A 21,545-nucleotide genomic window follows, 5' to 3' on the forward strand; every position below is an offset into this window, starting at 1 on the left:
CGGGTCAGCCCTGCACCAGTACTGCGAACAGGTCGGGGTCGCTCCGCAACAGCCGGCGGTAGTTGGCCGTCCACATCTGCTCGCGGAACGCGTTCTTCAGGTAGGCGCCGCGGTAGCTCTCGGCGATCGCGCGGTCCAGTGGCTTGCCGCCCACCGCCATCGCGGCCAGCTGGTAGCCGGCACACAGCTCCATGATCAGCGCTTCCATGGTCACCCGCTCCAGGGTGTCGCCGACGTGCAGCGACCCGTGGTGCCCCATGAGCAGCGCCTTCTTGCCGCCGAGCTGGGCGACCATCAGCTCGCCCTCCTCGCTCGGCACGAGGTTCGGGTCATCCGTCCACGGCACGACCTCGTCGAGCAGCAGGGACGCGTAGTCGTAGTACACCCCGAACGGCTCGCCGGTCGTGCTGAGCACGGACATGTTGCGCGCGTGGGTGTGGATCACGCTGTTGACGTCCGGGCGCGCCGCGTAGATGGACGCGTGGAAGTTGATCCCGGGAGAGGCGGGCAGCGTCCCCTGCTCGATCACCCGCAGGTCGAACCCGACCTTGCTGACGTGCTCGGGCAGCGTCTCGTCGAAGTACTGGAACGGGGTGACGAGGAAGGCCTCCTCCCCCGGCACGCGCAGGCTGACGTGCCCGCCGACCTGGCTGTCCAGCCCCTCACGGTGCAGGATCCGCCGCGCCGCCGCGATCTGGAACCGCGGGTCGCTCTCGCTGACCACCCCGCCGACGTGCGTCTCGCTCTCGGTCAGACTCACCGGACCTCCTCGTCCACCGGCGGCATCCCCGCGGCCGCTCGCCCCTGGAGGCTAGCCCGCAGCGGCAATACGACGCTAGTGTCCTCACTACGCTTTCTCGAGGGTCGCAGCGACGCGGCGACGGAGGTGGTCATGACGCGGATCGGCGTTCTGGGCGCGGGCGGGATGGGCTCGGCGTTCGCCGCGCACCTCGCCCGCAGCGGCGCGGACGTGCTGCTGATCGGCCGGGGGAGCCCGCACGTGCGGGCCCTGGCCGAGCGCCCGTTGCGGGTGGACCCGCCGCTCGGGGAACCCTGGCTGGTCGACGTCCCGGTCGCGGCCACCGCCGCGGACGTCCCCGCCGGCTCGATCGGCGTGCTGCTCCTCCTCACGAAGTCCTACGACCTCGGCGTGGCCGCGAGGTCCGCCGGACACGTCCTGGCGCCGGACGGCGTGGCCCTGCCGTTGCAGAACGGGCTCGGCACCGACGTCCCCGTCGCCGACGTCTTCGGCGACGGGCGCACCCTGGTCGGGACCACGACCGTCGGCGCCGCCCTCCGGGAGCCCGCCCGGATCACCGTCTCGGTGGCCACGGCGACCGGCGAGTGCCGCACCGACCTGGGCCGGATGGGACGTGGCCGGGCCCCGGCCGAGCAGGCCGACCGGATCGCCGCGCTGCTCACCGCGGCGGGGCTGCCGGGACTGGCCTCGCCGGCCGTCGACGAGCTGATCTGGAGCAAGCTCGCGCTGGCGTCGATGAGCCCGGTGAGCTCGGTGCCCCGGGTCACGGTCGCCTCGGTCTGGGGCAGCGAGCGGGGCCGGGCGTTGGCCGGGCGGATGGCGGCCGAGGTGCTCGACGTGGCCGCGGCCGAGGGCGTCGGGCTCGACCGCGCCGCCGCGCTGGAACACGCCGAGCGGGTGTGGGCCTCGACCGGCGAGCACTACACGTCGATGTGCACGGACGTGCGGGAAGGGCGCCGCACCGAGCTGGCCGGCATGGCCGGCGCGGTAAGGGCCCTCGCGGTGGCCCGCGGGATCCCGGTCCCGGTGCACGACACGGTCCTCGATCTCCTCGACCTGGCAGGTGTGCGGTGACCTCACACGCGAACGAGCTGTCCCTGGCCGCGGGAACGGTGCTGGACGCCGGGCCCGCCGGTACCCTCCGCGCCGCGGCGTCCGCGGGTTTCGACGCCGCGGGGCTGCGGCTCGATCCCGCGGCCGTGACCCCCGCGGAGGCCGCGGAGCTGCGCGGCCTGGCCGACGACCTGGGCGTCCGGGTCCTCGATCTCGAGGTCGTCCGGCTGGGCCCGGCGGGCTCGCTCGACGACCATCTCCGGCTGCTCGAGCTCGCCGGGATCCTCGGTGCCCGCTACCTGCTGACGACCAGTGGCCACCCCGACCCCTCCGCCACGACCGCCGATCTCGAACGGCTCTGCGCCGCCGCCGCGGGCGGCCCGACGCTCGTGGCCTTCGAGTTCATGATGTTCACGGCCGTCGGGACGCTCGCCGAGGCGCTCACCCTGACCCCGCCGGAGGCCGTGGTCCTCGTGGATCCGCTGCACCTGCACCGCGGCGGCACCGCACCGGAGGCGATCGCGGGCCTGACCGCCGAACGGCTCGGCTACCTGCAGCTCTGCGACGCACCCGCGGCGGCACCCGGCGACGGCGGCCCGGAGGCACTCGCGAACGAGGCGCGGCACCACCGGCTGCCACCGGGGGCCGGCGACCTCCCGCTCGCCGCGCTGTTCGCCCACGCGCCGGCCGGGCTGCCACTCAGCGTCGAGGTGCAGTCCGAGGACCTGACCGCGCGGTTCGATCCGCCGGCGCGGGCGAAGCACCTGCTGGAGCTCGCCCGCAGCTTCCTGGGCTCGCTCTGAGTCCGGAGAAACCCCTGTCGGCCCCCATCCCCGGAGGACCTCCATGCGCGCCGCCGTGACCACCGGACCCGGCACCATCGCCGTCGAGCAGGTCGGGGAGCCCGAGCCCGGCCCGGGCGACGCGGTGGTCGAGGTCGGCGCGGTCGGGCTCTGCGGCACCGACCTGCACATGTTCCTCGGCGAGCGCCACGACACCGGCTTCCCGCTCCGCCAGGGACACGAGGTGGGCGGCACGATCGTCGCGCTCCCCCGCGGGTACGACGGCCCGCTCGCGCTCGGCGGGACGGTGACGCTGGATCCCGCGATCCCCTGCGGCTGCTGCCGTCCGTGCACCCGCGGTGCCTGGCCGGCCTGTACCTCCTTCCGGGCGCTCGGCGTCGCCCTGCCCGGAGGCCTCGCGGAGCGGGTCGCGATCCCGGTCGGCCAGGTCCACGCCGCCGACGGACTGACGCCGGTCGAGGCCGCCCTCGTCGAGCCCTTCTCGATCGCGGCGATGGCGCTCGCCCGGGCCGAGCTGCGCGGCGACGAGCGGATCGTGGTCGTCGGCGGTGGCCCGATCGGCCTGGCGATCACGGTGAGCGCCACCGCCCGCGGCCATGCGGTGCTGGTCAGCGATCCCGTCGGTGCCCGGCGCACCCTGGCCGCGGAGCTGGGCGCGGACCGCGTCACCGCGCCCGATCCCGAGGCGGTCGCGGACTGGACCCGCGGCGACGGCGCCGACGTCTCCTTCGAGGCCTCCGGCACCCGCCCCGGCCTCGACGCCGCCCTGGCCGCGACCGGACGCGGGGGCCGGCTCGTGGTCGTCGGGGTGGCCGCGCACGATCTCGTGGTGGCGGTGCCGCGGGTCCTGTTCGAGGGCGTGACGATCGTGGGCGCCCGCGCCGGCCTCTTCCCGCAGGCCCTGGAGACGGTCCGCACGCAGCGCGCGGCGGTGGCCCGCTTCGCGAGCGCCGAGCTCCCCCTCGACGAGGTCGCCGCCGCCTTCACCCACGCGATCGACCACGCGCAGGACGTGGTGAAGGTGCTGGTCAGACCCTGACCACGATCACCGGCCGCGGTGCCCCCGCGGTCGTCGGCGGCCACCCCGCACCGCCCGAGGTGATCACGTGGGGGCCTGCGCCTCAGGCCGAGCCACGGGAGCGGCCGGTGCGGCGTGGCGGCACGGCGGCGCCCGGGCCCCGGGCCAGCAGGGCGGCGGGGATGCCGTGGTCCGCGCGGAGCCGGCGCAGCGCCGGGTCCGAGGTCCAGAAGGCCTCGAACTCCTCCGGGGGGATCTTCTCCGCGATCAGGTGCATCGCGATGTCGTGCCGCACGTACTCCACGGCCACCAGAACCACGGCCGGGTCGTCCGTGTAGACACCCCACGCGTCCCCGTCGACCACCCCGCCGATCACGGCCTGCTCGCGGTCCGCGGCCACCACCAGGAGCCGGCAGCCGAGGTTCTCCAGCACGACCTCGGGCTCCGAGAAGCGGTGCGGGTAGGTGGTGCCGACCGGATCGGGGTCCTCGCCGAAGGTCACGACGGTGACGTCCACCCCCTCGTCGTCCGCCTTGCGCACGGTCGGCTTGAGCGGCGCGATCTCCGCCGGCCAGCCCGACAGGAACAGGTCCGTGCGGGCCGCGGCGACCACGTCCTCGGCCCGCGCCAGCAACGACTCACGGTCCGTGAGGTTGTGCACCAGCCGCACCTGCGACGGCGCGGCGACCTGCGGCAGCGCCGAGGTCAGGGCGTCGATCGACTGGTCGAACTCGCGGCGCAGCCGGTCGAGCAGCGCCGAGGGCGGCAGCGAGATGTACGCGACGCCGGCGTCCGCGACCCGCACCTCGTACGCCGCACCGCGCCCGACCAGCTTGGCGAGGGTCTCGTACACGGTGGACCGGGGCACGCCGGAGCGCTTGGCGACCTCGTAGCCGTTGAGCGGCGTCCCGGCGGCGACCAGGGCGACGTAGGCCTTCGCCTCGTACCCGGACATCCCGAGCCGCTGCAGCTCCTCGATGACGCTCTGCTGGGACATCCGCCCATCGTCCCATCCGGCCCTGGGGAGCCGGGAGTCACCCGCGAGCACGGGTCCCTCAGTCGCTCTCGCGTGCGGCGTCCAGCCCGACGGAGTCGACGGACCTCGGCCGCGGCATGGACATGAGCGCCGTCTTGGTGATCCCGCCGTCGACCGCGATCGTCTGCCCGGAGATGTAGCCCGCCTTGGCCGAGGCGAGGAACAGCACCGCGTCAGCGACGTCCTCCGCGGTGCCGAGGCGGCCCTGCGGGACCCGGCTCTGGCGCAGCCGCCGGACCTCCGGATCGGCGTAGATCGCGTCGGACATCCCCGCATTGATCAGGCCGGGGGCCACGCAGTTCACCCGCACCCCCTCCGGGCCCCACTCGAGCGCCATGTGCTCGGTGAGCTTCACGATCCCGGCCTTCGACGCCGTGTAGGCGCCGGCGTTCGGCGCCGCGGCGATCCCGTTGATGGACGCCATGTTCACGATCGCGCCGCCGCCGGCCTCGATCATCCGCGCGGCCACGGCCCGGCCGACCAGGAAGGTGCCGGTCAGGTTGACCTCCACGGCGATCCGCCAGTCCGCCGCCGGCAGCGTGAGCAGCGGGCCGAACCGGGCGATCCCCGCGTTGTTCACCAGCAGCTGCGGGGCCTCCGGCAGCGCGGCGACCGCGGCGACCACCGAGTCCTCGTCCGAGACGTCGACGACGGTCGGGACGCACGCGGCGCCGAGGTCCGCGGCGAGCGCGTCGAGCGCCGCCCCGTCGACGTCCCACGCGGCGACGCGGTACCCCTCCTTGACGGCGAGCCGGGTGATGACCGCCCCGATGCCGTTGCCGGCCCCGGTGACCACCGCCCATCCCGCTGCCCAAGCCTGCGTCACGGCACACTCCCCTCGTCGGGCACCGCACCCCGACCGTGCTCTCGAGGAGCGGTACGGCGTTGGTGCTCTGACGACGCTAACGCCCCACCTCCCCCCGCGTCCACGATTCTCGCCAGTACGCGCCGTCGGATGCGTAGTCGTCATGCTTCTGACGGCGTATGGTTCGGCTCGTTCCCGACACGACGACGTACGTGGAGGCCCGCGTGGGCGGCAGCATCCTGATCAGCGGCGGCACGCTCATCGACGGGACCGGCTCCGCGGCACGCCCCGGCGAGGCCCTGCTGATCCGCGACGGGCGGGTGACCGCCCTCGGCGCGCAGGCCAGCACCGACGCCGAGGCGAGCGGCGTGGACGAGCGGATCGACGCCACCGGCAAGACCGTGATGCCCGGCCTGATCGACGCCCACACGCACCTGACCTTCGGCGAGCCCACCGGCAACGACGAGCTCTTCCACCACCGCACCGAGGCCTACAGCTCGATGCTCTCGGCCTACAACGCGCGCAAGGTCCTGCGGGCCGGCGTGACGAGCGTGCTCGACGCGGACTGCCTGTGGAACATCGGCTGCGAGCTCCGCGACGCCATCGAGGCCGGGATCGTCGAGGGCCCCCGGATGCGCGCCGGCGGCCAGGCCCTGATGACCATGCTGGGCGGCACCGCCGGGCGGATGATCAAGGACACCGGCACCACGGGCTACGCCACCGTCGTCTCCGGGCGGGACGTCATGGTCAACGAGATCCGCCGCCAGATCAAGTACGGCGTGGACTGGATCAAGATCATGGTGACGGGCCTGATCCCGTCGATGAAGGGCCCCGAGGTCAAGGTCTGGAACATCGACGAGCTGCGGATCGTCTGCGACACGGCGCACGAGCTGAACACGAAGGTCGTGGCGCACTGCCGCAACTCGGACTCCACCCGGGACGCCGCGCGCGCCGGTGTGGACCTGATCTACCACGCGTCCTATCTGGACGACGAGGCCATCGAGGCGGTGATCGAGGCCGGTGCGGCCATGTGCCCCACCTTCACCCTGCTGGGCAACCTGGCGGACTACGGAGAGAAGGTTGGTACCGCGCCCGAGCTGCTCGACGTGTTCCGCGCCGAGATCGAGGTGACGGCCAAGCAGCTCACCAAGGCGCACGCGGCCGGCGTCCCCTTCCTCACCGGATCCGAGACGGGCTTCGCGGTCACGCCGGTCGGCGAATGGCACGCCCGCGAGCTGGAGATGTTCACCGAGTACATGGGCATGACACCGATGGAGGCCATCGTCGCCGCGACGCGCAACGGCGCCTTCGCCATGCGGATGGACGACGTCGGCACCCTGGAGCACGGCAAGATCGCGGATGTCCTGGTGATCGACGGGGATCCGCTCGCGGACGTGAAGGTGCTGCAGGACAAGACGAAGATCGTCGAGGTGATCAAGGCCGGCAAGCGCATCGACCTCACCACCCCCATCCCCGAGCAGAAGCTGCGCTCGTCGGACCAGGTGCGGTTCCTGGCCGCGTGCCCGCTGACCCGGTCGCTGGCACTCACCGAGGAGCAGATCGAGCGGATGTCGCATGTCTGAGCGGGTCATCGATGTCCATGCCCACGCCGTCCTGCCGATGGCGGAGGGAGCGGCCGGGGCCGCCGGCCCCGAGCTGGGCGCCTCCGAGGACGGCACCCCCTTCTACCGCGTGGGCGACTACGTGCTGCACGGCGTGAAGTACGCGGGCAGCCCATTCATGGACGTCGACGTCCGGCTGGCTGCCATGGACGCCGCCGGGATCGACCTGCAGGTGCTGTCCCCCAACCCGATCACGTACTTCAACGACCTCCCGGTGGCGGACGCGGTCGCCTACGCGCGCAAGCACAACGACGCGCTGACCGAGCTGGTGGGCAAGCATCCGGGGCGACTGCTGGCGACCGCGCAGCTGCCCGTCCAGGATGTCGACGCGATGATCGCCGAGGCCGGGCGGGCGGTGCGGGACCTGGGCATGACGGGCCTCTACATCGACACGGACCCGGCCGGGCGCACGCTCGACGATCCCGAGCTCGACCGCTTCTACGAGGCCGTCGTGGACCTCGACGTGCCGCTGTTCGTGCACCCGTCCCCGTTGGGCAGCACCGGCCCCGCGGACGACGTCCGGCTGCGCCGCTTCGACCTGGACCTGATGCTGGGCTTCGCCTACGACGAGACCCTCGCCGTCGCGGCACTGGTGTTCGGCGGGGTCATGGAGCGCCATCCCGGCCTCGACGTGTGCCTCTCGCACGGCGGCGGGGCCGCGGCCTTCCTCTCGGGCCGCTTCGCCCGGGCCGTCGCCAAGCGGGCATGGGTGAGCCAGGCGCTGCGCGACAACGGGTTCGACCACTACTACCGGCGGATCTGGTTCGACACCCACGTCCACGACGTACAGTCCCTGCAGCTCCTGGTGGACCACGCGGGATCGGAACGCCTGGTGTTCGGCACCAACTTCGCGGGCTGGGACTCCGGCGGCGACGACCACCCCGCGGGAGCGCTGGCGGACACGTTGACCGCCAACGCCACCCGGCTGCTCCGCCTCTGAACAACTGCGGCGCTAGCGGTCCGTCTCGCGGCGCAGGATCTGCGCCACGGTGCGCATCAGCATCACCGAGGTCACCACGAGGCCGATGTAGCCCACGGCGGTCAGCGTCCCCGCGGCGCCGCCCGCCGGGGCGATCGCGGCACCCACCAGCATGATCGCCGACGCGAGCAGCCCGACCGCACCCACCAGCGCGAACGTGGCCCGGTCCGTCCACCGCGTGACGTTACGGCTGCCCGGCCCGGAGAACGCGTCGACCTGGAACCGGGCGTTGCCCGAGCGCAGCTGGATGCCCACGTCCTCGATGAGCCCCGGGAGGGCGCGCAGCGACGGCAGGTTGCGCACCACCTCGTTGCGGACCAGGTCCTGGCTGCCCTCCGGGGTCAGGTCGAGCACCGAGCCGAGCCGCCCGGCGGCCGCGGCGGCGAGATCGACCTGCGGGTCGATCGCCCGCAGGGTGCCCTCCAGGGTGACCAGCGCCCGGCCGAGCAGGGTCAGCGTGGGCGGCACGGGGATGCCCTGGTGCTGCATGATCGCGATGACGTCCTGCATGCTGCGCGGGTCGAAGCCGCCGGCGTGCATCTGGGCGCTCAGCACCCGGCTGATCTCGGCCTCCAGGGCCTGCGGGCGGATCGAGTCCCCCGCCGCCCCGGCCAGCGGCCGCATGGCGCGGCTGATCAGACCGGGCTGGCGCGTCGCGAGCCCGGCGGCCATGAGCTGCAACGCCTCCATGGTCACCGGGTCGATGATCCCCACGGCGCCGAAGTCGATCAGCCAGAGGGACCCCTCGGCGTCGATCAGGATGTTGCCGGGGTGCGGGTCGGCGTGGAACACCCCGGCCGTCATGACCTGGGAGAGGAAGGTGCCGAGCAGCCGGTCCGCCAGCTCCGCGCGGGGAACGCCGGTCGCGTCGACGGCGGCCGCGTCGGACACCGGGCGGCCCATGACCCGTTCCATCACCAGCACGCCGTCCGTGCTCAGCTCGGTGTGCACCGCCGGGATGCGGATGCCGGGATCGGTGGTCGCCGCCGCGAGGGCCCGCGCGCTGGTGGACTCGGTGAGGTAGCTGAGCTCGCCGTCGATGGAGCGGATCAGCTCGTCGGCCAGCGGCACGAGCCCCAGCGAGCGGACCGCGGCCGAGCGGCGCGCGGCGGAGCGGCTGGCCCAGCGCAGCACCGCGGAGTCGCGGGCGACGCCGACCTCGATCCCCGGCCGCCGGATCTTGACGACGACGGGCTCCCCGTCCCGCAGGGTGGCCAGGTGGGTCTGGCCGATGGAGGCGGCGGCGAGCGGCTCGTCGTCGAAGTCCGCGAACACCTCGCCGACGGGTGCCGCGAGCTCCTCGGTGATCCGCTGCCGGATCTGCGGGGTGGGGACCTTCGCGACGTTGGCCTGCAGGTCCGCCAGCGCCTCGACCACCGCGGGCGGCAGCAGGTCGGACCGGGTGGAGGCGATCTGCCCGAACTTCACGAACATGCCGCCGCACTCCTCCAGGAACCGGCGGATCCGCGCGGCGCCCTCCGGGCTCGACAGCGCGGCCCGGGAGGCGAGCCGCGGCCCGGCCAGCCCGTTGCGCCGGGCGATCCGCACGACCTCCCAGAGCCGCCCGCCGACGGTGAGGAAGGTCCGCACCCGGGTCCGCAGCGATCCCCGCCGGCCCTTCCGCGGCCGCAGCACCGCCTCCAGCGCGACGCTGATGATCATCGCGGCGAGCAGCGCGAACCCGAAGGCGACCACCAGCACGTCCGCACCCGAGTCCGAGGCGTCGTTGCCCAGCAACGTCGCGGCGATCGCGAGCCCCACCAGGGTCCCGAGCAGCCCCGCCCCCGCGGCGCGCCAGAACCCGCGCCGCACCCCGAGCACCCGCCCCGCCAGAAGGCTGACGACGATCACGAACAACAGCAGCAACAGCGAGTCGACGAACCCGACGTCGAGGATGAGCGTCACCGCATTATGGAACCATAACGTCGAAAAAGGACCTCGAAATCGACGTCATGGTTCCATAACGCGACTAGAAGAGGTCGATCTCCTCGTCGTCGGCGTTCTTCACGCGCAAGGCGCCGGAGGGGCAGGCCCTCGCCAGGTCCAGGGCGCGGGGCTCGGCGAGGTCCTCGGGGGCGCCCGGGACGGGCTCGGCGATCTCGTCGTCGTCGAAGCGGAAGAGATCGGGGGCGTCGGCGACGCACTTGCCGGAGCTCATGCAGACGTCCCGGTCGACCTCGATGCGGTAGGTCATCGCTCTCCCTCGCTGCGCGCGCTCGGCGCTGCGCTCGGGCGCCGTGTCATCGGTTCGCTCGCAAGCTCGCTCACGATCCCTCCCCCAGCAGCACCGGATAGGTGCCCCAGTACGGACGGGCGGTGGCGGCGTCCCGCTGCGGCGGGTTGTCGGGATCGCGGCGGACTCCTGCCGCGAACATCCGCTGGACGGCGCCGGTGACCAGGCCGAAGAGGTGGTCGTCCGGATCCGTGTCCGACTTCGCGACGACGCCCGCGGCCAGGTCCTGCCCGATGCACACGTGCATGCCGGCGGCGAAGCTCAGCCCGAAGGGCGCGACACCGGGCGGCGGCACCCGGTTGGGGTCGAACTCCTCGGCGTCCGGACCGAACAGCTCCGTGTCCCGGTTCAGCGCCTGCAGGTCGATGACGACCGTGGCTCCCTCGGGGATCTCGATCCCCGACTTCAGCGTCACCGGGGCGAGGGCCCGGCGCATCCCGGTGGGGCTGGAGGGGTTGAGCCGCACCGTCTCGTGCACCGCGCGCTGCACGAACAGAGGATCGGACAGCACCGCTGCGGCATCATCCGGGTGCGTGGCGAGCCAGCCGAGGAGATGGTCGATCGTCCGCACGAACGCCGTCGCGCTGGTGTGCGCGCTCGCGAGGAGGAAGAACGCGACCTCGCGGCGGATCTGCTCCCAGGACATGTCGAGCTCGTCGGCATGGCGCATCAGCGTGCTGAGGACGTCCTTCGGGACCTCCACGTCCTCACCCGCCGCCTCCCGCGCGAGCAGGTCGCGCCGCCGCGCGGCGGAGGGCTCGAGGAACTCGGCGTCCCAGTCCGCCATGGCCTGCGCGATCGCGGCGCGCAGCGCCACCCGGTCGCCCGTCGCGTGGCTCATGGTGGCGCCCTCGATGAAGCGGGCGTTGTAGTCGTAGAGCCGCGCCGTCTCCTCCGTGGTGCCGAGGGGGCGGTCGATGCCGGCGGTGAGCGCGGCGAGGTTCAGCATCAGCTCGTGTCCGAAGTGGACGAGATCCACCCCGCCGCTCGCGATGTACCTGGCGAGTGTCTGCTCGGTGACCTCGGGGAAGAGCTCGCGCTCGTAGCGCTCGAACACCTCCCGGCGGAACATCCGGTTCTCCACCCGGCGGCGGTTGCGGTGCTCCTGGCCGTGCAGGTTGAGCAGCACACCGCCCATGACGACCTCGCCGTCGTCGTACAGCGCCTGGCGGAGGTCCTTGCTGCGGTAGGCGTCGTGCGCGTCGGCGAAGGTGCTGAGCACGATCGGGGCCGACGTCTCGGTGGTGGTCACGGCTCCTCCTGATCCCTATCCGGCTGCTTCTGCGGCGTCCGCGACCCGGAGGGCCGCGATGCCGTCCGCGAAGGTGGGCAGGTCCGTGTGGTCCCCGACCGCCAGCGCCCGGACCAGCGCGGCGAAGGGATCGGTGGCGCCGCCCTCGGCCGGCACCAGCTCGCGGAGGTCGCCGTCCCGGGTTCCGGACAGCCGCACCGGGAAGTGGCCGGTGTGCCCGGCTGCCTCGGCCAGCAGCATCCCCCCGGAGCCGTGCACCAGGAGCCGGAAGCCGGCGCCGAACGGGGCCACCCACGACGTGTGGAGGGAGACGACGGCGCCGTCCGCGGTGCGGGCGGTGTAGGCAGCACTGTCCACACTGGTCGCGGCTACGCCACCGGGCCACTCCGGCTGCCGGGTGGCCACGGTGCCGCGGACGTCCGTCAGCTCACCGAAGGTCCAGCGCAGCAGATCGGTCGTGTGCAGCCCGTGCACCCGCAGCGAGCTCGCCCCGAACCGCGCGTCGGCACACCAGCCCGAGCCCGCCACCGCCGCGGGCTGGGTGAAGGTCGGGTAGAACGCCTCGACCGCGACGTTGTCGACGCGGCCGACGAACCCGTCGCGCACCAACCGGCGCAGCTCCACGAGCCCGTGCCGGAAGCGGGACTGCATGTCCACGATCCCCCGCTGCCCGCCGAGGGCAGCGGCCATCGCCTCGCCGTCGGCCACGGTGGGGGCCAGCGGTGCCTCGCAGAGCACGTCCTTCCCCGCGTCGAGCGCGGCGAGGACCATCTCGCGGTGCCCGCTGGGCCGGGTGGCGACGTCGACGAGATCCACGTCGGGATCGGCACACAGCGCCTCGAACCCGACGTGCGGCCGCGCACCGTACTTCTCTGCGACGGCCTCGGCCGTCTCCCGGTGCGCGGTCGCCACCGCCACGAGCTCGACGACGCCCTCAGCGGCCAGGGCGGCGTAGACGGGCAGGTGGGTGCCCTGGGCGTAGCTCGCCCCGACCACCCCGATCCGCAAGGTCACGCTCTGACCTTGCGGTGATCCGCGGCAAGCGCGGGCAGCACCTCGGCCCCGAAGAGCTCCATGGCCTCCAGCACCGCGGCGTGGTCCGGGCCCGTCGGGTAGCGGAAGATCATCAGGAAGTCGTCGACGCCCGCCTCGTCGCGGAACCGGCCGACCGTCTCCACGCACTCCTGCGGGGTGCCGAACACGAAGCGGTCCTTCACGAACTCCTCGAGCGTGATCTCCGCCGAGGAGCTGACGCCGGGCAGGTCCGTGATCGCGCCGTAGTCGAACAGGGTGCGCGCCATGGCGAGCGCGGTGTCGCCGAACTTCTCCAGCGCGGCCTCGCGGGAGGTGTAGGGCCAGCAGAACCGGATGGACGTGACGTGCGGCGTGCGGCCCGCGGCCTCCGCGGCGGCCCGGTAGTCCGCGGCCATGGCGGTCATGGTCTGCAGCGACATCAGGGCGTTCGTGATCCAGCCGTCGGCGAGCCGGCCGGCCCGGCGCAGCCCGCCCGGCGTCCAGGCCGCCAGGTGCAGCGGGACGCCGCCCGCCTGGACGGGCTGCGGGATCACCGAGACGTCGTCGAACGTGTAGATCTCGTCCGAGAAGGAGAAGCGCTCGCTCGTGTGCGCCTGGCGCAGGATCCGGACGGTCTCGTCGAACCGCTGCGCACGGTCCTCCCAGCTCACGCCCACCGTCGAGTAGTCGACCGGCATGTAGCCGACGCCGAGGCCGAGCCACGCGCGACCGCCCGAGAGCTGGTCGAGCATCGCCGAGTCCTGCGCGAGCTCCATCGGGTTGTAGAGCGGGGCGATCGCGATCGCCGTCCCCACCTTCACCCGCTGCGTGCGCGCCGCGATGGCGTACGAGAGGTGCAGCGGCGAGCCGAAGTACTCGTCGCTGTACTTGTGCTCGGTGGTCAGGGCGTGCGAGAAGCCGAGCCGGTCCGCGGCCTCCGCCTGCTCGAGGATCTCCCCCAGCACCGTGTGCGGGTCGCCGGTGACCAGACCCTGGGTGAACAGCACTCCGACGGACATCTGGTCCTCCTACGCGCGGGTGGTCGACGGATCGAGGTGGACGAGCTCGATGCGGGCGTCGAGCATGCTCGGCATCCCCTTGTGCAGCACGCTCGCATGCTCGCCGCGGTCGTCGGCACCACGCGCGGCGGCCCGGCCGGCGACCCGGCCGAGGGTGAACCCGCCGCAGATCCGGATGCCGCCGAGGTCCGCGACGGCGTTGAGACCGGCCGTCGTGTCCCCCGCGGCGTAGAGGCCGGGGATCGCCGCCCCGAAGACGTCGATCACCTGCATGTCCTCGGTGGTGCGGAAGCCGCCGGAGCAGAAGTTGACGCCCTCGACCATCGGCACCGCGGTGAACGGTGCGGTCGCGCAGTGCCGGCGCCCCGGCGGGAGCACGACGCGGCCGTGGTCCGGGTCCTTCGTGGCGTCGGTGTCCAGGAAGGCGTTCCAGCGGTCCACAGTGGCCTGGAGTGCGTCGGCCGGGACCCCGATCGCCGCGGCGAGGCCGGCGAGTGTGTCCGCGTGGACCGGGGGCTCGGGCATCTGCCCGATGAGGCCGGACTTCTCCTGCGCCACGACGTCGTCGACGACGTACCAGGCGCGGCGGCCGGGCTGCTCGTGCATCCGCGCGACGCGCTCCTCGTAGGGACCGGCCTCGTCGTGGAAGCGCTCGCCCGCCGAGTTGACCGCGATCGCGTCCTCCACCACGGACGAGGAGACGATCACCAGCGGCGGCACGAACGTCATGTTCACCAGGTCCCCGCCGACGGCCTGGCCGAGCAGGTGCCCGGCACCGCGGCAGGTGTCGACGCCGAGGTAGGGCGCCCGGGCGACGAACGAGGGCTGATAGCGGTGGCGCAGCTCGGGATTGGCCTGGTAGCCACCGGTGGCCAGTACGACGCCGCGGCGCGCGGTGATCTCGTAGCGGGTCTCGCCGCCGTGGGTGTCGGTGGAGTGCGCGAGGACCCCGACCACGCGGCCGCCGTCGGTGAGCAGCCGGTCCGCGAGCGTCCCGAAGAGGGTCCGGGCCCGCTCGAAGTCGTCCTGGAACGCCCGGCCGAGCATCCACGAGTCCTCGACCGCCGCCATCCGGTCGATCGTGTGCTGGCGGGGCCGCGGGATGAAGCGGCTGAACCGCACTCCCCTCTCGGTGAGGATCCGGTAGGTCTCGGCGCTCTCGCGCGCGAACAGCCGGACCTGGGTCTCGTCCCACTCGACGCCGAAGTCCTCGTCCGCGAGGTCGACCATCGCCTTCGCGTCGGACACGAAGGTGTCCTCGCTGTCGACGATCCCCTGCTCGGCCTGCATTCCCGAGCTCACGAAGGCCAGGTAGCCGGTGGACCACACCGCGTTGCCGCCGATGTGCTCCATGGCCTCGAGGGCCACGACCTCGGCACCCTCCGCCAGTGCCGCGGACACGGCCGCCATCCCGGCCGGCCCGGTGCCGAGCACCACGACGTCCGCCTCGATGCGTACGGGTTCGGCCACAGCGCCGCCTTTCACGAGTTGCCCGGGGCCGCCTTCCGCGAGCTGCCCGGAACGCTCCGACCCTGACGGCTGCGCGGTGCGGCGTCAAGACCCTAACGACGGGCCGAGGGCGGCCAGGTCGGACTCGTACACGGTGACCGCGCCGAAACCCCACCGCTCGCGCAGCTCGGCGAGCCGCTCCCGGACCGCGCCCGCGGCCCCGATCAGCGCGTGCGGCGAGGCCAGGAGCTGCTCGGGCGTGAGGTCCAGGCCGAGCGCGGCGATCCGGGCGCGGGCCGCGTCGAGCGGGCGCTCGGTGACCTCGGCCCAGTAGGCGATGAGGTGCAGCACCGGATCGCGGCCCGCCGCGCGGACCCAGCCGACCTTCTCGTCCGTGGCCGCCGCGCTCGCCGAGGCGGCGGCGTGCGGCCCCAGCCGGCCCTCCCGGACGTCGAAGTTGATCCCGACGATGTCGGCGGTCCGCCCGGCCAGGCCGAGCACCCGCCGCCCGCCGCCGCCGACCATCAGCCGCACCGGGTCCGCGGGCAGCGGCACCGAGCGCAGCCCGCGCACGGCGAGCCCGGGCCGGTCGAGGTCCACCGGCTCGGCCCCGACCGCGCGCAGCAGGTCGATCGTGCCGGCGAGCCGGGCGATCCGGTCCGGCGCGGGCTCGCGCACGATGCCGGACACGGCGTAGTCCCCGTCCATCCAGCCCGCGCCGATGCCCACGTCGAGCCGCCCCTCGCAGAGGACCTGCAGGGAGGCGACCTCCTTCGCCAGCACGGCCGGGTGCCGGAAGTCGTTGTTGAGCACCAGGGTGCCGAACCGCAGCCGGTCGCTCACCTGCGCGGCGGCGGCCAGTGCGATCAGCGGGCTCACCGGCGAACGGTCGAAGTGGTCCGACACCTGCAGCGTCGTGACGCCGGCGTCGTCGACCCTGCGGACCCGCTCCCGCCACTGCGCGGCCGAGGTCACGGGTTCCATCATCAGTGCACCGAACTCCACGGCACTCCCCCTGGGCAGCTCGTCCTGCTAGCGTCGTTAGAACTATCACGCCGATGCTCACCGGGGAACGCCGATGCAGACGATCACCCTCGACCGCTACGCGGACGTGCGCGACGCCTACCGCCAGCACGACCTGGAGCAGGCGCTGTACGACGCCGGTGGCGTGGTCATGGCGGACAGCCTCCTCGTGCTGCACGGCGCGGAGCACCACAAGCGCCGCCGCGTGGAGAACCGGCTGTTCCGGCGGGGCACGTTCCGCTACTGGGAGAAGGCGTTCCTGCGCGACGTCGTCACGGACACCCTCGCGCCGTTCGCCGCCGCCGGCCGGGCCGACCTGCTGGAGATCGGCTATCGCACCGTCATGAACCTGACGGCGATGGTGGCCGGGCTCGACCAGCCCACCGGCGCGCCGGAAGAAGCCGGTGCTGCAACGGAGGCGCTCTACCGCTTCGCCAAGACCTTCTCCGAGGGCGCCACGCTCGTGCACTCCACCCGGGATCCCGGAGAGGTCCGCGCCGAGGTCGCCGCGGCCCTCGAGGAGTTCGACGCGATCTTCCTGCAGCCCTCGATCGCCCGCCGCGAGGCGTTGCTCGCGCAGCTGGCGGCCGGGGAGATCGCCGAGGACGACCTGCCGCGGGACGTGCTGACCGCGCTGCTGCGCAACTGGGACGAGCTGGGGATCGACCGCGACATCCTGCGCCGGGAGTGCGCCTTCTATCTGCAGGCCGGCTCGCACTCGACCGCGGACGCGTTCGGCCATGCCGCGGACGACTTCTTCTCGTGGGCCCGCCGCGAGCCCGAGGCGGCGGAGAAGGGCCGGCACGATCCCGCGATCCTGCAGCGCTGCGTGTACGAGACGCTGCGGATGCACCCGGCGAGCCCCGTCGCGCAGCGCCGCGCCCTGGCGCCGATCTCCCTGCGCGGCGGCACCGAGATCCCGGAGGGCGCCTTCGTGGTGCTGGACATCGCCGCCGCGAACCGGGACTCCGCCGTGTTCGAGCGCCCCGACGTGTACGACCCCCTGCGCGAGGTGCCCGCGGACGTCCCCCGGTGGGGGCATGCGTTCGGCGGCGGCATGCATGCCTGCATCGGCACCGAGCTGGCCGGCGGCGTGCCGGCCCCGGACGGGCATCCGGTGAGCGAGTCCGAACAGGTGCTGGGCACCGTCACCCTCATGCTGGAGGCCCTGCTCGCCGCCGGCGGGCGCCCGGATCCCGACTCGCCCCCGCAGCGCGACCCGCACTCCGCGCGCGAGCACTTCGGCAGCTACCCGGTGGTCTTCGGGTCGTGAGCGCACGCGACGCCGCCGCCCGCTTCCTGGCCGCGGTCGGGGCGGGCGACGCGGGGGCGGCCGCCGCCTGCTTCGCGCCCGGCGCGACGTACCGCAACATGCCGCACCCGCCGGTCCACGGCCCCGAGGGCGTGCGCGGCCTGCTCGCGCCGATCCTCGACCGCTCCGAGTACGTCGAGTGGGAGATCGTCACGGCGAGCTACACCGACGACCGGGCCTGGCTCGAGCGCGTGGACCGGTTCCGGATCGCGGGCCGGGAGTACGCCATCGAGTGCCACGGCGTGCTGGAGGTCGACCCCGGGACCGGCCTGATCACGGCCTTCCGCGACTACGTGGACCTCGGCGTCTGGCGGGAGCGGCTCGGGGACGCGCTCGGGTGAAGGTCGGGGTCGGCCTCTGGACGGGGCAGGGGCAGGACTACCGCGACGTCGTGCCCGTCGCCGTGGCCGCCGAGGCGGCGGGCTTCGACTCGTTCTGGGTCACCGAGCACCACGGCCTCCCGGACGGCTACCTCCCCTCCCCGCTCACCGTGCTGGCGGCGCTCGCGCCCGTGACCAGCAGGATCACGCTGGGCACGGGGCTCGTGCTCGCCCCCCTGCACCATCCCCTGCGGCTCGCCGAGGACGCCGCGGTGGTCGACCTGCTCAGCGGCGGACGACTGGTCCTGGGCCTCGGGCTCGGCTACGCGGAACACGAGTACCGCGCGTTCGGCGTGGATCCGCGAACCCGCGGGAGCCGCCTCGAAGCGCTGGTCGGTGCCCTGCGGCAGGCCTGGACGGGCGAGGAGTTCTCCTGTGCCGCACTGGGTCTCGACCGGGTCCGGGTGACGCCGACACCGGCGCACGACATCCCGATCTGGCTCGGCGGCTACGCGGAGACGGCGGTGGTGCGGGCCGGGCGGATCGCCGACGGGCACCTCGTCGGGCGGGGCGTGCCGCACATCGTGGAGACGGCCTCGGATCAGCTCGGCGCGCCCCGCACGGACTTCACCCGCGCCGTCAACGTCACCTGCGTACTCGACGCCCCCGGCGGCGCCGCTGCCTCGGCTCGGAGCGCGTTCGCCGCACAGCAACAGGTCTACGAGTCCATCCAGGCGGGCCGGGCCGTGTACGCGGGCCTCGTCGGGGACCCGTCGGGCGCGGGACTGTCGCTCGGCTCGATCGACGCGTACGTGCAGGTTGCCGGCTCCGCGGACGACGTCGTCGCCGGGCTGCGGGAGGTGCTGCGCGGGCTGGCCGGCTGGCCGGACGTGCACCTCGTGCTCCGGCTGCTGTTCCCCGAGCCGCCCGAGGTGCAGGTGGAGCGGCTCGCCACGTTCGGCAGGGAGATCCTGCCCCGACTCCGATCGACCACCGAAGAGGAGACCCCGTGACCCTCGAGGACCGTGCGGCCATCGCCGATCTGCAGGCGCTGTACTGCGAGCGGGTCGACGAGTACGACATCGACGCCGTCGCCGCCCTGTTCACCGACGATTGTGTGACGGACTACGGCCCGGGCCGCGGCGGCCTCGTGACCGGACGGAAGAACGTCCGCGACCGGATCGCCGACGGGCAGGCCCAGTTCCGCCGCACCCACCACCAGCTCGGCCAGAGCCGCGTCGAGTTCGACGCCGAGAACCCCGACCGGGCCACCGCCGTCACCTACGTGACCGCGAGCCACGAGGAGTGGGAGGGCCGCCAGTGGCGCGCCCACCTCCGCTACCTGGACGTCCTCGCGAGAACCACGGAAGGCTGGCGACTGGCGGAGCGGAGAGTGCACGCCGCGGTGATCGAGAACCGCCCCGAGATCAGCTGGGAGTGGGTCCCCCGCCAGTCGAGCCCTCCCAATCGCGTTATGGAACCATAACGCGAATTTCGGGGGCCTGAATTGACGTTATGGTTCCATAACGCGGGTCTTGAGGGCGGTTGAGGCTGCGATGCGGCCGAAGCAGAACGCTTCGGAGAGGTTGGCGCCGTCCGCGGGATAGAGCATTCCTACCGGCTGGCCCAGTTCGCCGGCGGCATACAGGCCAGGGACGGGGTCGCCCCACGGGTCGAGGACCCTCCCGCCGGCGTCGCGCACCGGACCGCCGGAGGTGTTGGAGCCGCCCGGGTAGAGGGGCACGCAGTAGTACGGCGGTTCGAGGGGCAGCAGGGACTCCGCGGGGCGGCCCAGTGGGTCCTCCGTCAGGGCGTTGTAGTCGCGGACCGCGGCGTCGAGGGACTGCGGATCCGGCATGCCGACGGCCGCACCGGCCTCGGCCGGGGTGGCACCGCGCCCGATCCAGCCGCGCTCGATCTCGGCGGAGTTGTCCGGACTCCAGTCGTAGAGGCCGACCTTGCAGGCGCCGAGATGGGTCAGGGTGAGCGGGCCCGCGGCGAGCCGGCGCGAGTCGAACAGCCAGTAGCTCGGGATCCGCGCGTACTCGGCCCGCTCGTAGTCGTACGAGAGCATCTCGTAGTAGAAGCCGTGCAGCAGCTGGGCCTGCATCGTCTCGTCGGCGTACCGCCGCCCGTGCCTGTCGACGATCAGGTACCCGGGCGGGTTGACGTCGATCAGGAAGTTGAGCCATCCCCCGTCGGCGGTGTCGAGCGGGAAGTGCCCGATGGCCCGGCCGATCATCTGGTTCATATGCCACAGCCCGGCGCCCGCGGCCTGGGCCATCCGCACGCCGTCGCCGGTGTTGCCCGGGTTGCCGTAGAAGTGCACGGGATAGGCGCGCAGGTGGTCGCGCTTGAGCTCCTCGTCGAACTCGTAGCCGCCGCAGGTGAGGATCACCGCCCGCGCCCGGATCTCCCCCGCCGCCGTCCGGACCCCGACGACCCGGCCGTCCTCCACGATCAGCCGCTGCGCGGGTGTCTCCCAGCGCACGTCGATCCCCCGCTGGGCAACGGCCCCGGCGACCGCGGCGAACAGCGCGTCCCCCGCCCCGGCCGACGGGTCGAGCCGGAACGCGGCCCTCCCCGGCTGGTACACCCCGAGGCCCGCCGCACCCGGCAGCTCCGGGTGCTCGACGGTGTTGATGCGGCTGAAGGTGAGCCCGGCCGTCTTCTCGAGCCAGGCCAGGACGTCCGTGGCCGACTCCGCCCAGGCCGCCGTCACGTCACCGGGGACCATGCCGCCCGCACAGGCGTCCAGGTAGGCCGCGGCCTCGTCCGCCGAGTCCGCGGCCATCACGAGCCCACCGGACATCCGGGTGCTCGGGGTGTGCGCCGCCGCGGCCTGCTTCTCCAGCACGACCACCGAGGCACCCGCGTCGTGCGCGGTGATCGCGGCCGCGGCTCCCGCACCGCCGAACCCGACGATCGCGAGATCGACGACATCGGTCCCGGACATTGGGCGCCCCCGTTCCGCAGGTGCGGCCACAGCGCCGGACACCCGCCCGCAGCTACCCGGATCCGGGCATGCGGCGTTAGCCTACTGACGACGAAAGGGAGGCCGCAATGGCGCGGGTACTGGTCACGGGTGCCGCATCGGGCATCGGCGCGGGCACGGCGATGTTCCTCGCGGAGCAGGGCTGGGAGGTCGTCGGCGCCGACCTGAAGCCGGGCGAGGGTCAGCTGGAGCTCGACGCGGCCCAGGAGGACTCCTGGGACCGGGCGCTGGACGCGGCGGGCCCACTGGACGCGCTGGTCAACTGCGCGGGCTTCCGCAGCCGCGCCCCGATCGCCGAGATGGCGGTCGAGGAGTTCGACCGGATGATGAACGTGCACGTGCGCGGCACGTTCCTCGGCGTCCGCGGCTGCACCCGCCGCTGGCAGACGGAGCAGAAGCCCGGCGCGATCGTCGCGATCAGCTCGGTCACCGCGACCCACGCCGTCGCCGGCCAGATCCACTACGTCACCGCCAAGGCGGCCATCGCCGGCCTGGTCAGGGCGGCATCGGTCGAGCTCGCGCCGGACCGGATCCGGGTCAACGCCATCGCGCCGGGCGTCATCTCCACCCCGATGACCGCGGACCGCCTCGGCGACCCGGACCAGCGGCAGTGGCTCGCCACCCGGGTGCCGGGCGGCGCGGTGGGCGAGCCGGCCGACATCGCCGCCGCCGTCGGCTACCTCCTCTCCGACGCCGCACGGCTGGTCACCGGCGTGCTCCTGCCCGTGGACGGCGGCTGGACCGCCTGCTGAGCTTGCGGGCCGCGTCGCGCCGACGTTAGGTTCCTAGCGTCGGCCGGACGTGACCCGCGGCACATGCTGCGCGTCCACCCACCACACGGTCGGTAGACAG

At 73.3% G+C, this 21,545-nt stretch carries 21 protein-coding genes; 10 read left to right on the forward strand and 11 right to left on the reverse strand.

Annotated features, from left to right (window positions below; translation table 11 throughout):
* Nucleotides 1–4: 4 nt before the first annotated feature.
* Entirely contained in the window at nt 5–760 is a 756-nt protein-coding gene (locus ABD324_RS26625) for a class II aldolase/adducin family protein (RefSeq protein WP_344422798.1), read from the reverse strand.
* Nucleotides 761–892: 132 nt separating this feature from the next.
* On the opposite strand from ABD324_RS26625, the gene ABD324_RS26630 reads away from it, so the two are divergent.
* From ABD324_RS26630 to ABD324_RS26640, 3 genes are read left to right on the forward strand one after another with little or no spacing between them, the layout of a single operon-like run.
* Nucleotides 893–1,834 (forward strand): ketopantoate reductase family protein, encoded by a 942-nt coding sequence (locus ABD324_RS26630; protein WP_344422800.1) that lies wholly within the window; start codon nt 893–895, stop codon nt 1,832–1,834.
* A complete protein-coding gene (locus ABD324_RS26635; protein WP_344422803.1) occupies nt 1,831–2,616 on the forward strand; it encodes a sugar phosphate isomerase/epimerase family protein in 786 nt (261 codons plus the stop codon). The genes ABD324_RS26630 and ABD324_RS26635 overlap by 4 nt, the downstream gene beginning before the upstream one ends.
* Nucleotides 2,617–2,659: 43 nt before the next feature.
* Nucleotides 2,660–3,655 (forward strand): zinc-dependent alcohol dehydrogenase, encoded by a 996-nt coding sequence (locus ABD324_RS26640; protein ID WP_344422806.1) that lies wholly within the window; start codon nt 2,660–2,662, stop codon nt 3,653–3,655.
* A gap of 82 nt (nt 3,656–3,737) precedes the next feature.
* Here the strand turns inward: ABD324_RS26640 and ABD324_RS26645 are convergent, their stop codons facing one another.
* Both ABD324_RS26645 and ABD324_RS26650 read right to left on the reverse strand, forming a co-directional pair.
* The gene (locus tag ABD324_RS26645) at nt 3,738–4,631 is read right to left on the reverse strand and encodes a TrmB family transcriptional regulator (protein WP_344422809.1); all 894 of its coding nucleotides are present in this window, start codon (nt 4,629–4,631) and stop codon (nt 3,738–3,740) included.
* Between the two features lie 58 nt (nt 4,632–4,689).
* Nucleotides 4,690–5,496, reverse strand: coding sequence for an SDR family NAD(P)-dependent oxidoreductase (locus tag ABD324_RS26650; RefSeq protein WP_344422812.1), 807 nt, complete (start codon nt 5,494–5,496; stop codon nt 4,690–4,692).
* Between the two features lie 203 nt (nt 5,497–5,699).
* Here ABD324_RS26650 and ABD324_RS26655 point away from each other — a divergent pair, with 203 nt between their 5' ends.
* Complete coding sequence (locus ABD324_RS26655) at nt 5,700–7,058, forward strand: metal-dependent hydrolase family protein (protein WP_344422815.1); 1,359 nt, start codon at nt 5,700–5,702, stop codon at nt 7,056–7,058.
* The gene (locus ABD324_RS26660) at nt 7,051–8,037 is read left to right on the forward strand and encodes an amidohydrolase family protein (protein WP_344422818.1); all 987 of its coding nucleotides are present in this window, start codon (nt 7,051–7,053) and stop codon (nt 8,035–8,037) included. Before ABD324_RS26655 ends, ABD324_RS26660 begins: the two co-directional genes overlap by 8 nt.
* Before the next feature lie 12 nt (nt 8,038–8,049).
* Here the strand turns inward: ABD324_RS26660 and ABD324_RS26665 are convergent, their stop codons facing one another.
* From ABD324_RS26665 to ABD324_RS26695, 7 genes are all read right to left on the reverse strand, one after another.
* Nucleotides 8,050–9,981, reverse strand: a complete 1,932-nt coding sequence (locus ABD324_RS26665; protein ID WP_344422821.1) for an ABC1 kinase family protein — start codon at nt 9,979–9,981, stop codon at nt 8,050–8,052.
* 64 nt (nt 9,982–10,045) lie between these two features.
* Nucleotides 10,046–10,270 carry a ferredoxin gene (locus tag ABD324_RS26670; RefSeq protein ID WP_344422823.1) on the reverse strand — a complete coding sequence of 75 codons (225 nt, stop codon included), beginning with the start codon at nt 10,268–10,270 and terminating at the stop codon, nt 10,046–10,048.
* 70 nt (nt 10,271–10,340) lie between these two features.
* Nucleotides 10,341–11,561: a cytochrome P450 gene (locus ABD324_RS26675; RefSeq protein WP_344422825.1), complete on the reverse strand. Its 1,221-nt coding sequence runs from the start codon at nt 11,559–11,561 to the stop codon at nt 10,341–10,343.
* A 15-nt stretch (nt 11,562–11,576) separates the two neighbouring features.
* Nucleotides 11,577–12,575: a Gfo/Idh/MocA family protein gene (locus tag ABD324_RS26680; protein ID WP_344422828.1), complete on the reverse strand. Its 999-nt coding sequence runs from the start codon at nt 12,573–12,575 to the stop codon at nt 11,577–11,579.
* Nucleotides 12,572–13,594 (reverse strand): LLM class flavin-dependent oxidoreductase, encoded by a 1,023-nt coding sequence (locus ABD324_RS26685; protein ID WP_344422831.1) that lies wholly within the window; start codon nt 13,592–13,594, stop codon nt 12,572–12,574. Before ABD324_RS26685 ends, ABD324_RS26680 begins: the two co-directional genes overlap by 4 nt.
* Before the next feature lie 9 nt (nt 13,595–13,603).
* On the reverse strand, nt 13,604–15,064 hold the full coding sequence (locus ABD324_RS26690) for an FAD-dependent oxidoreductase (protein ID WP_344422834.1): 1,461 nt from the start codon (nt 15,062–15,064) through the stop codon (nt 13,604–13,606).
* Nucleotides 15,065–15,148: 84 nt separating this feature from the next.
* Complete coding sequence (locus ABD324_RS26695; RefSeq protein ID WP_344422837.1) at nt 15,149–16,048, reverse strand: TIGR03621 family F420-dependent LLM class oxidoreductase; 900 nt, start codon at nt 16,046–16,048, stop codon at nt 15,149–15,151.
* 73 nt (nt 16,049–16,121) lie between these two features.
* Here ABD324_RS26695 and ABD324_RS26700 point away from each other — a divergent pair, with 73 nt between their 5' ends.
* From ABD324_RS26700 to ABD324_RS26715, 4 genes are read left to right on the forward strand one after another with little or no spacing between them, the layout of a single operon-like run.
* Nucleotides 16,122–17,339, forward strand: coding sequence for a cytochrome P450 (locus ABD324_RS26700; protein WP_344422840.1), 1,218 nt, complete (start codon nt 16,122–16,124; stop codon nt 17,337–17,339).
* Nucleotides 17,336–17,719: a nuclear transport factor 2 family protein gene (locus ABD324_RS26705; protein WP_344422843.1), complete on the forward strand. Its 384-nt coding sequence runs from the start codon at nt 17,336–17,338 to the stop codon at nt 17,717–17,719. The genes ABD324_RS26700 and ABD324_RS26705 overlap by 4 nt, the downstream gene beginning before the upstream one ends.
* Nucleotides 17,716–18,711: an LLM class flavin-dependent oxidoreductase gene (locus tag ABD324_RS26710; RefSeq protein ID WP_344422846.1), complete on the forward strand. Its 996-nt coding sequence runs from the start codon at nt 17,716–17,718 to the stop codon at nt 18,709–18,711. The genes ABD324_RS26705 and ABD324_RS26710 overlap by 4 nt, the downstream gene beginning before the upstream one ends.
* The gene (locus ABD324_RS26715) at nt 18,708–19,184 is read left to right on the forward strand and encodes a nuclear transport factor 2 family protein (RefSeq protein WP_344422849.1); all 477 of its coding nucleotides are present in this window, start codon (nt 18,708–18,710) and stop codon (nt 19,182–19,184) included. Before ABD324_RS26710 ends, ABD324_RS26715 begins: the two co-directional genes overlap by 4 nt.
* A gap of 27 nt (nt 19,185–19,211) precedes the next feature.
* Here ABD324_RS26715 and ABD324_RS26720 read toward each other — a convergent pair whose 3' ends face one another.
* On the reverse strand, nt 19,212–20,654 hold the full coding sequence (locus tag ABD324_RS26720) for an FAD-dependent oxidoreductase (RefSeq protein ID WP_344422852.1): 1,443 nt from the start codon (nt 20,652–20,654) through the stop codon (nt 19,212–19,214).
* Between the two features lie 107 nt (nt 20,655–20,761).
* On the opposite strand from ABD324_RS26720, the gene ABD324_RS26725 reads away from it, so the two are divergent.
* A complete protein-coding gene (locus tag ABD324_RS26725) occupies nt 20,762–21,445 on the forward strand; it encodes an SDR family NAD(P)-dependent oxidoreductase (RefSeq protein ID WP_344422855.1) in 684 nt (227 codons plus the stop codon).
* The last annotated feature ends 100 nt before the right edge of the window (nt 21,446–21,545 follow it).

The sequence above is a fragment of the Pseudonocardia ailaonensis genome (assembly GCF_039531635.1).
Lineage (GTDB): Bacteria > Actinomycetota > Actinomycetes > Mycobacteriales > Pseudonocardiaceae > Pseudonocardia > Pseudonocardia ailaonensis.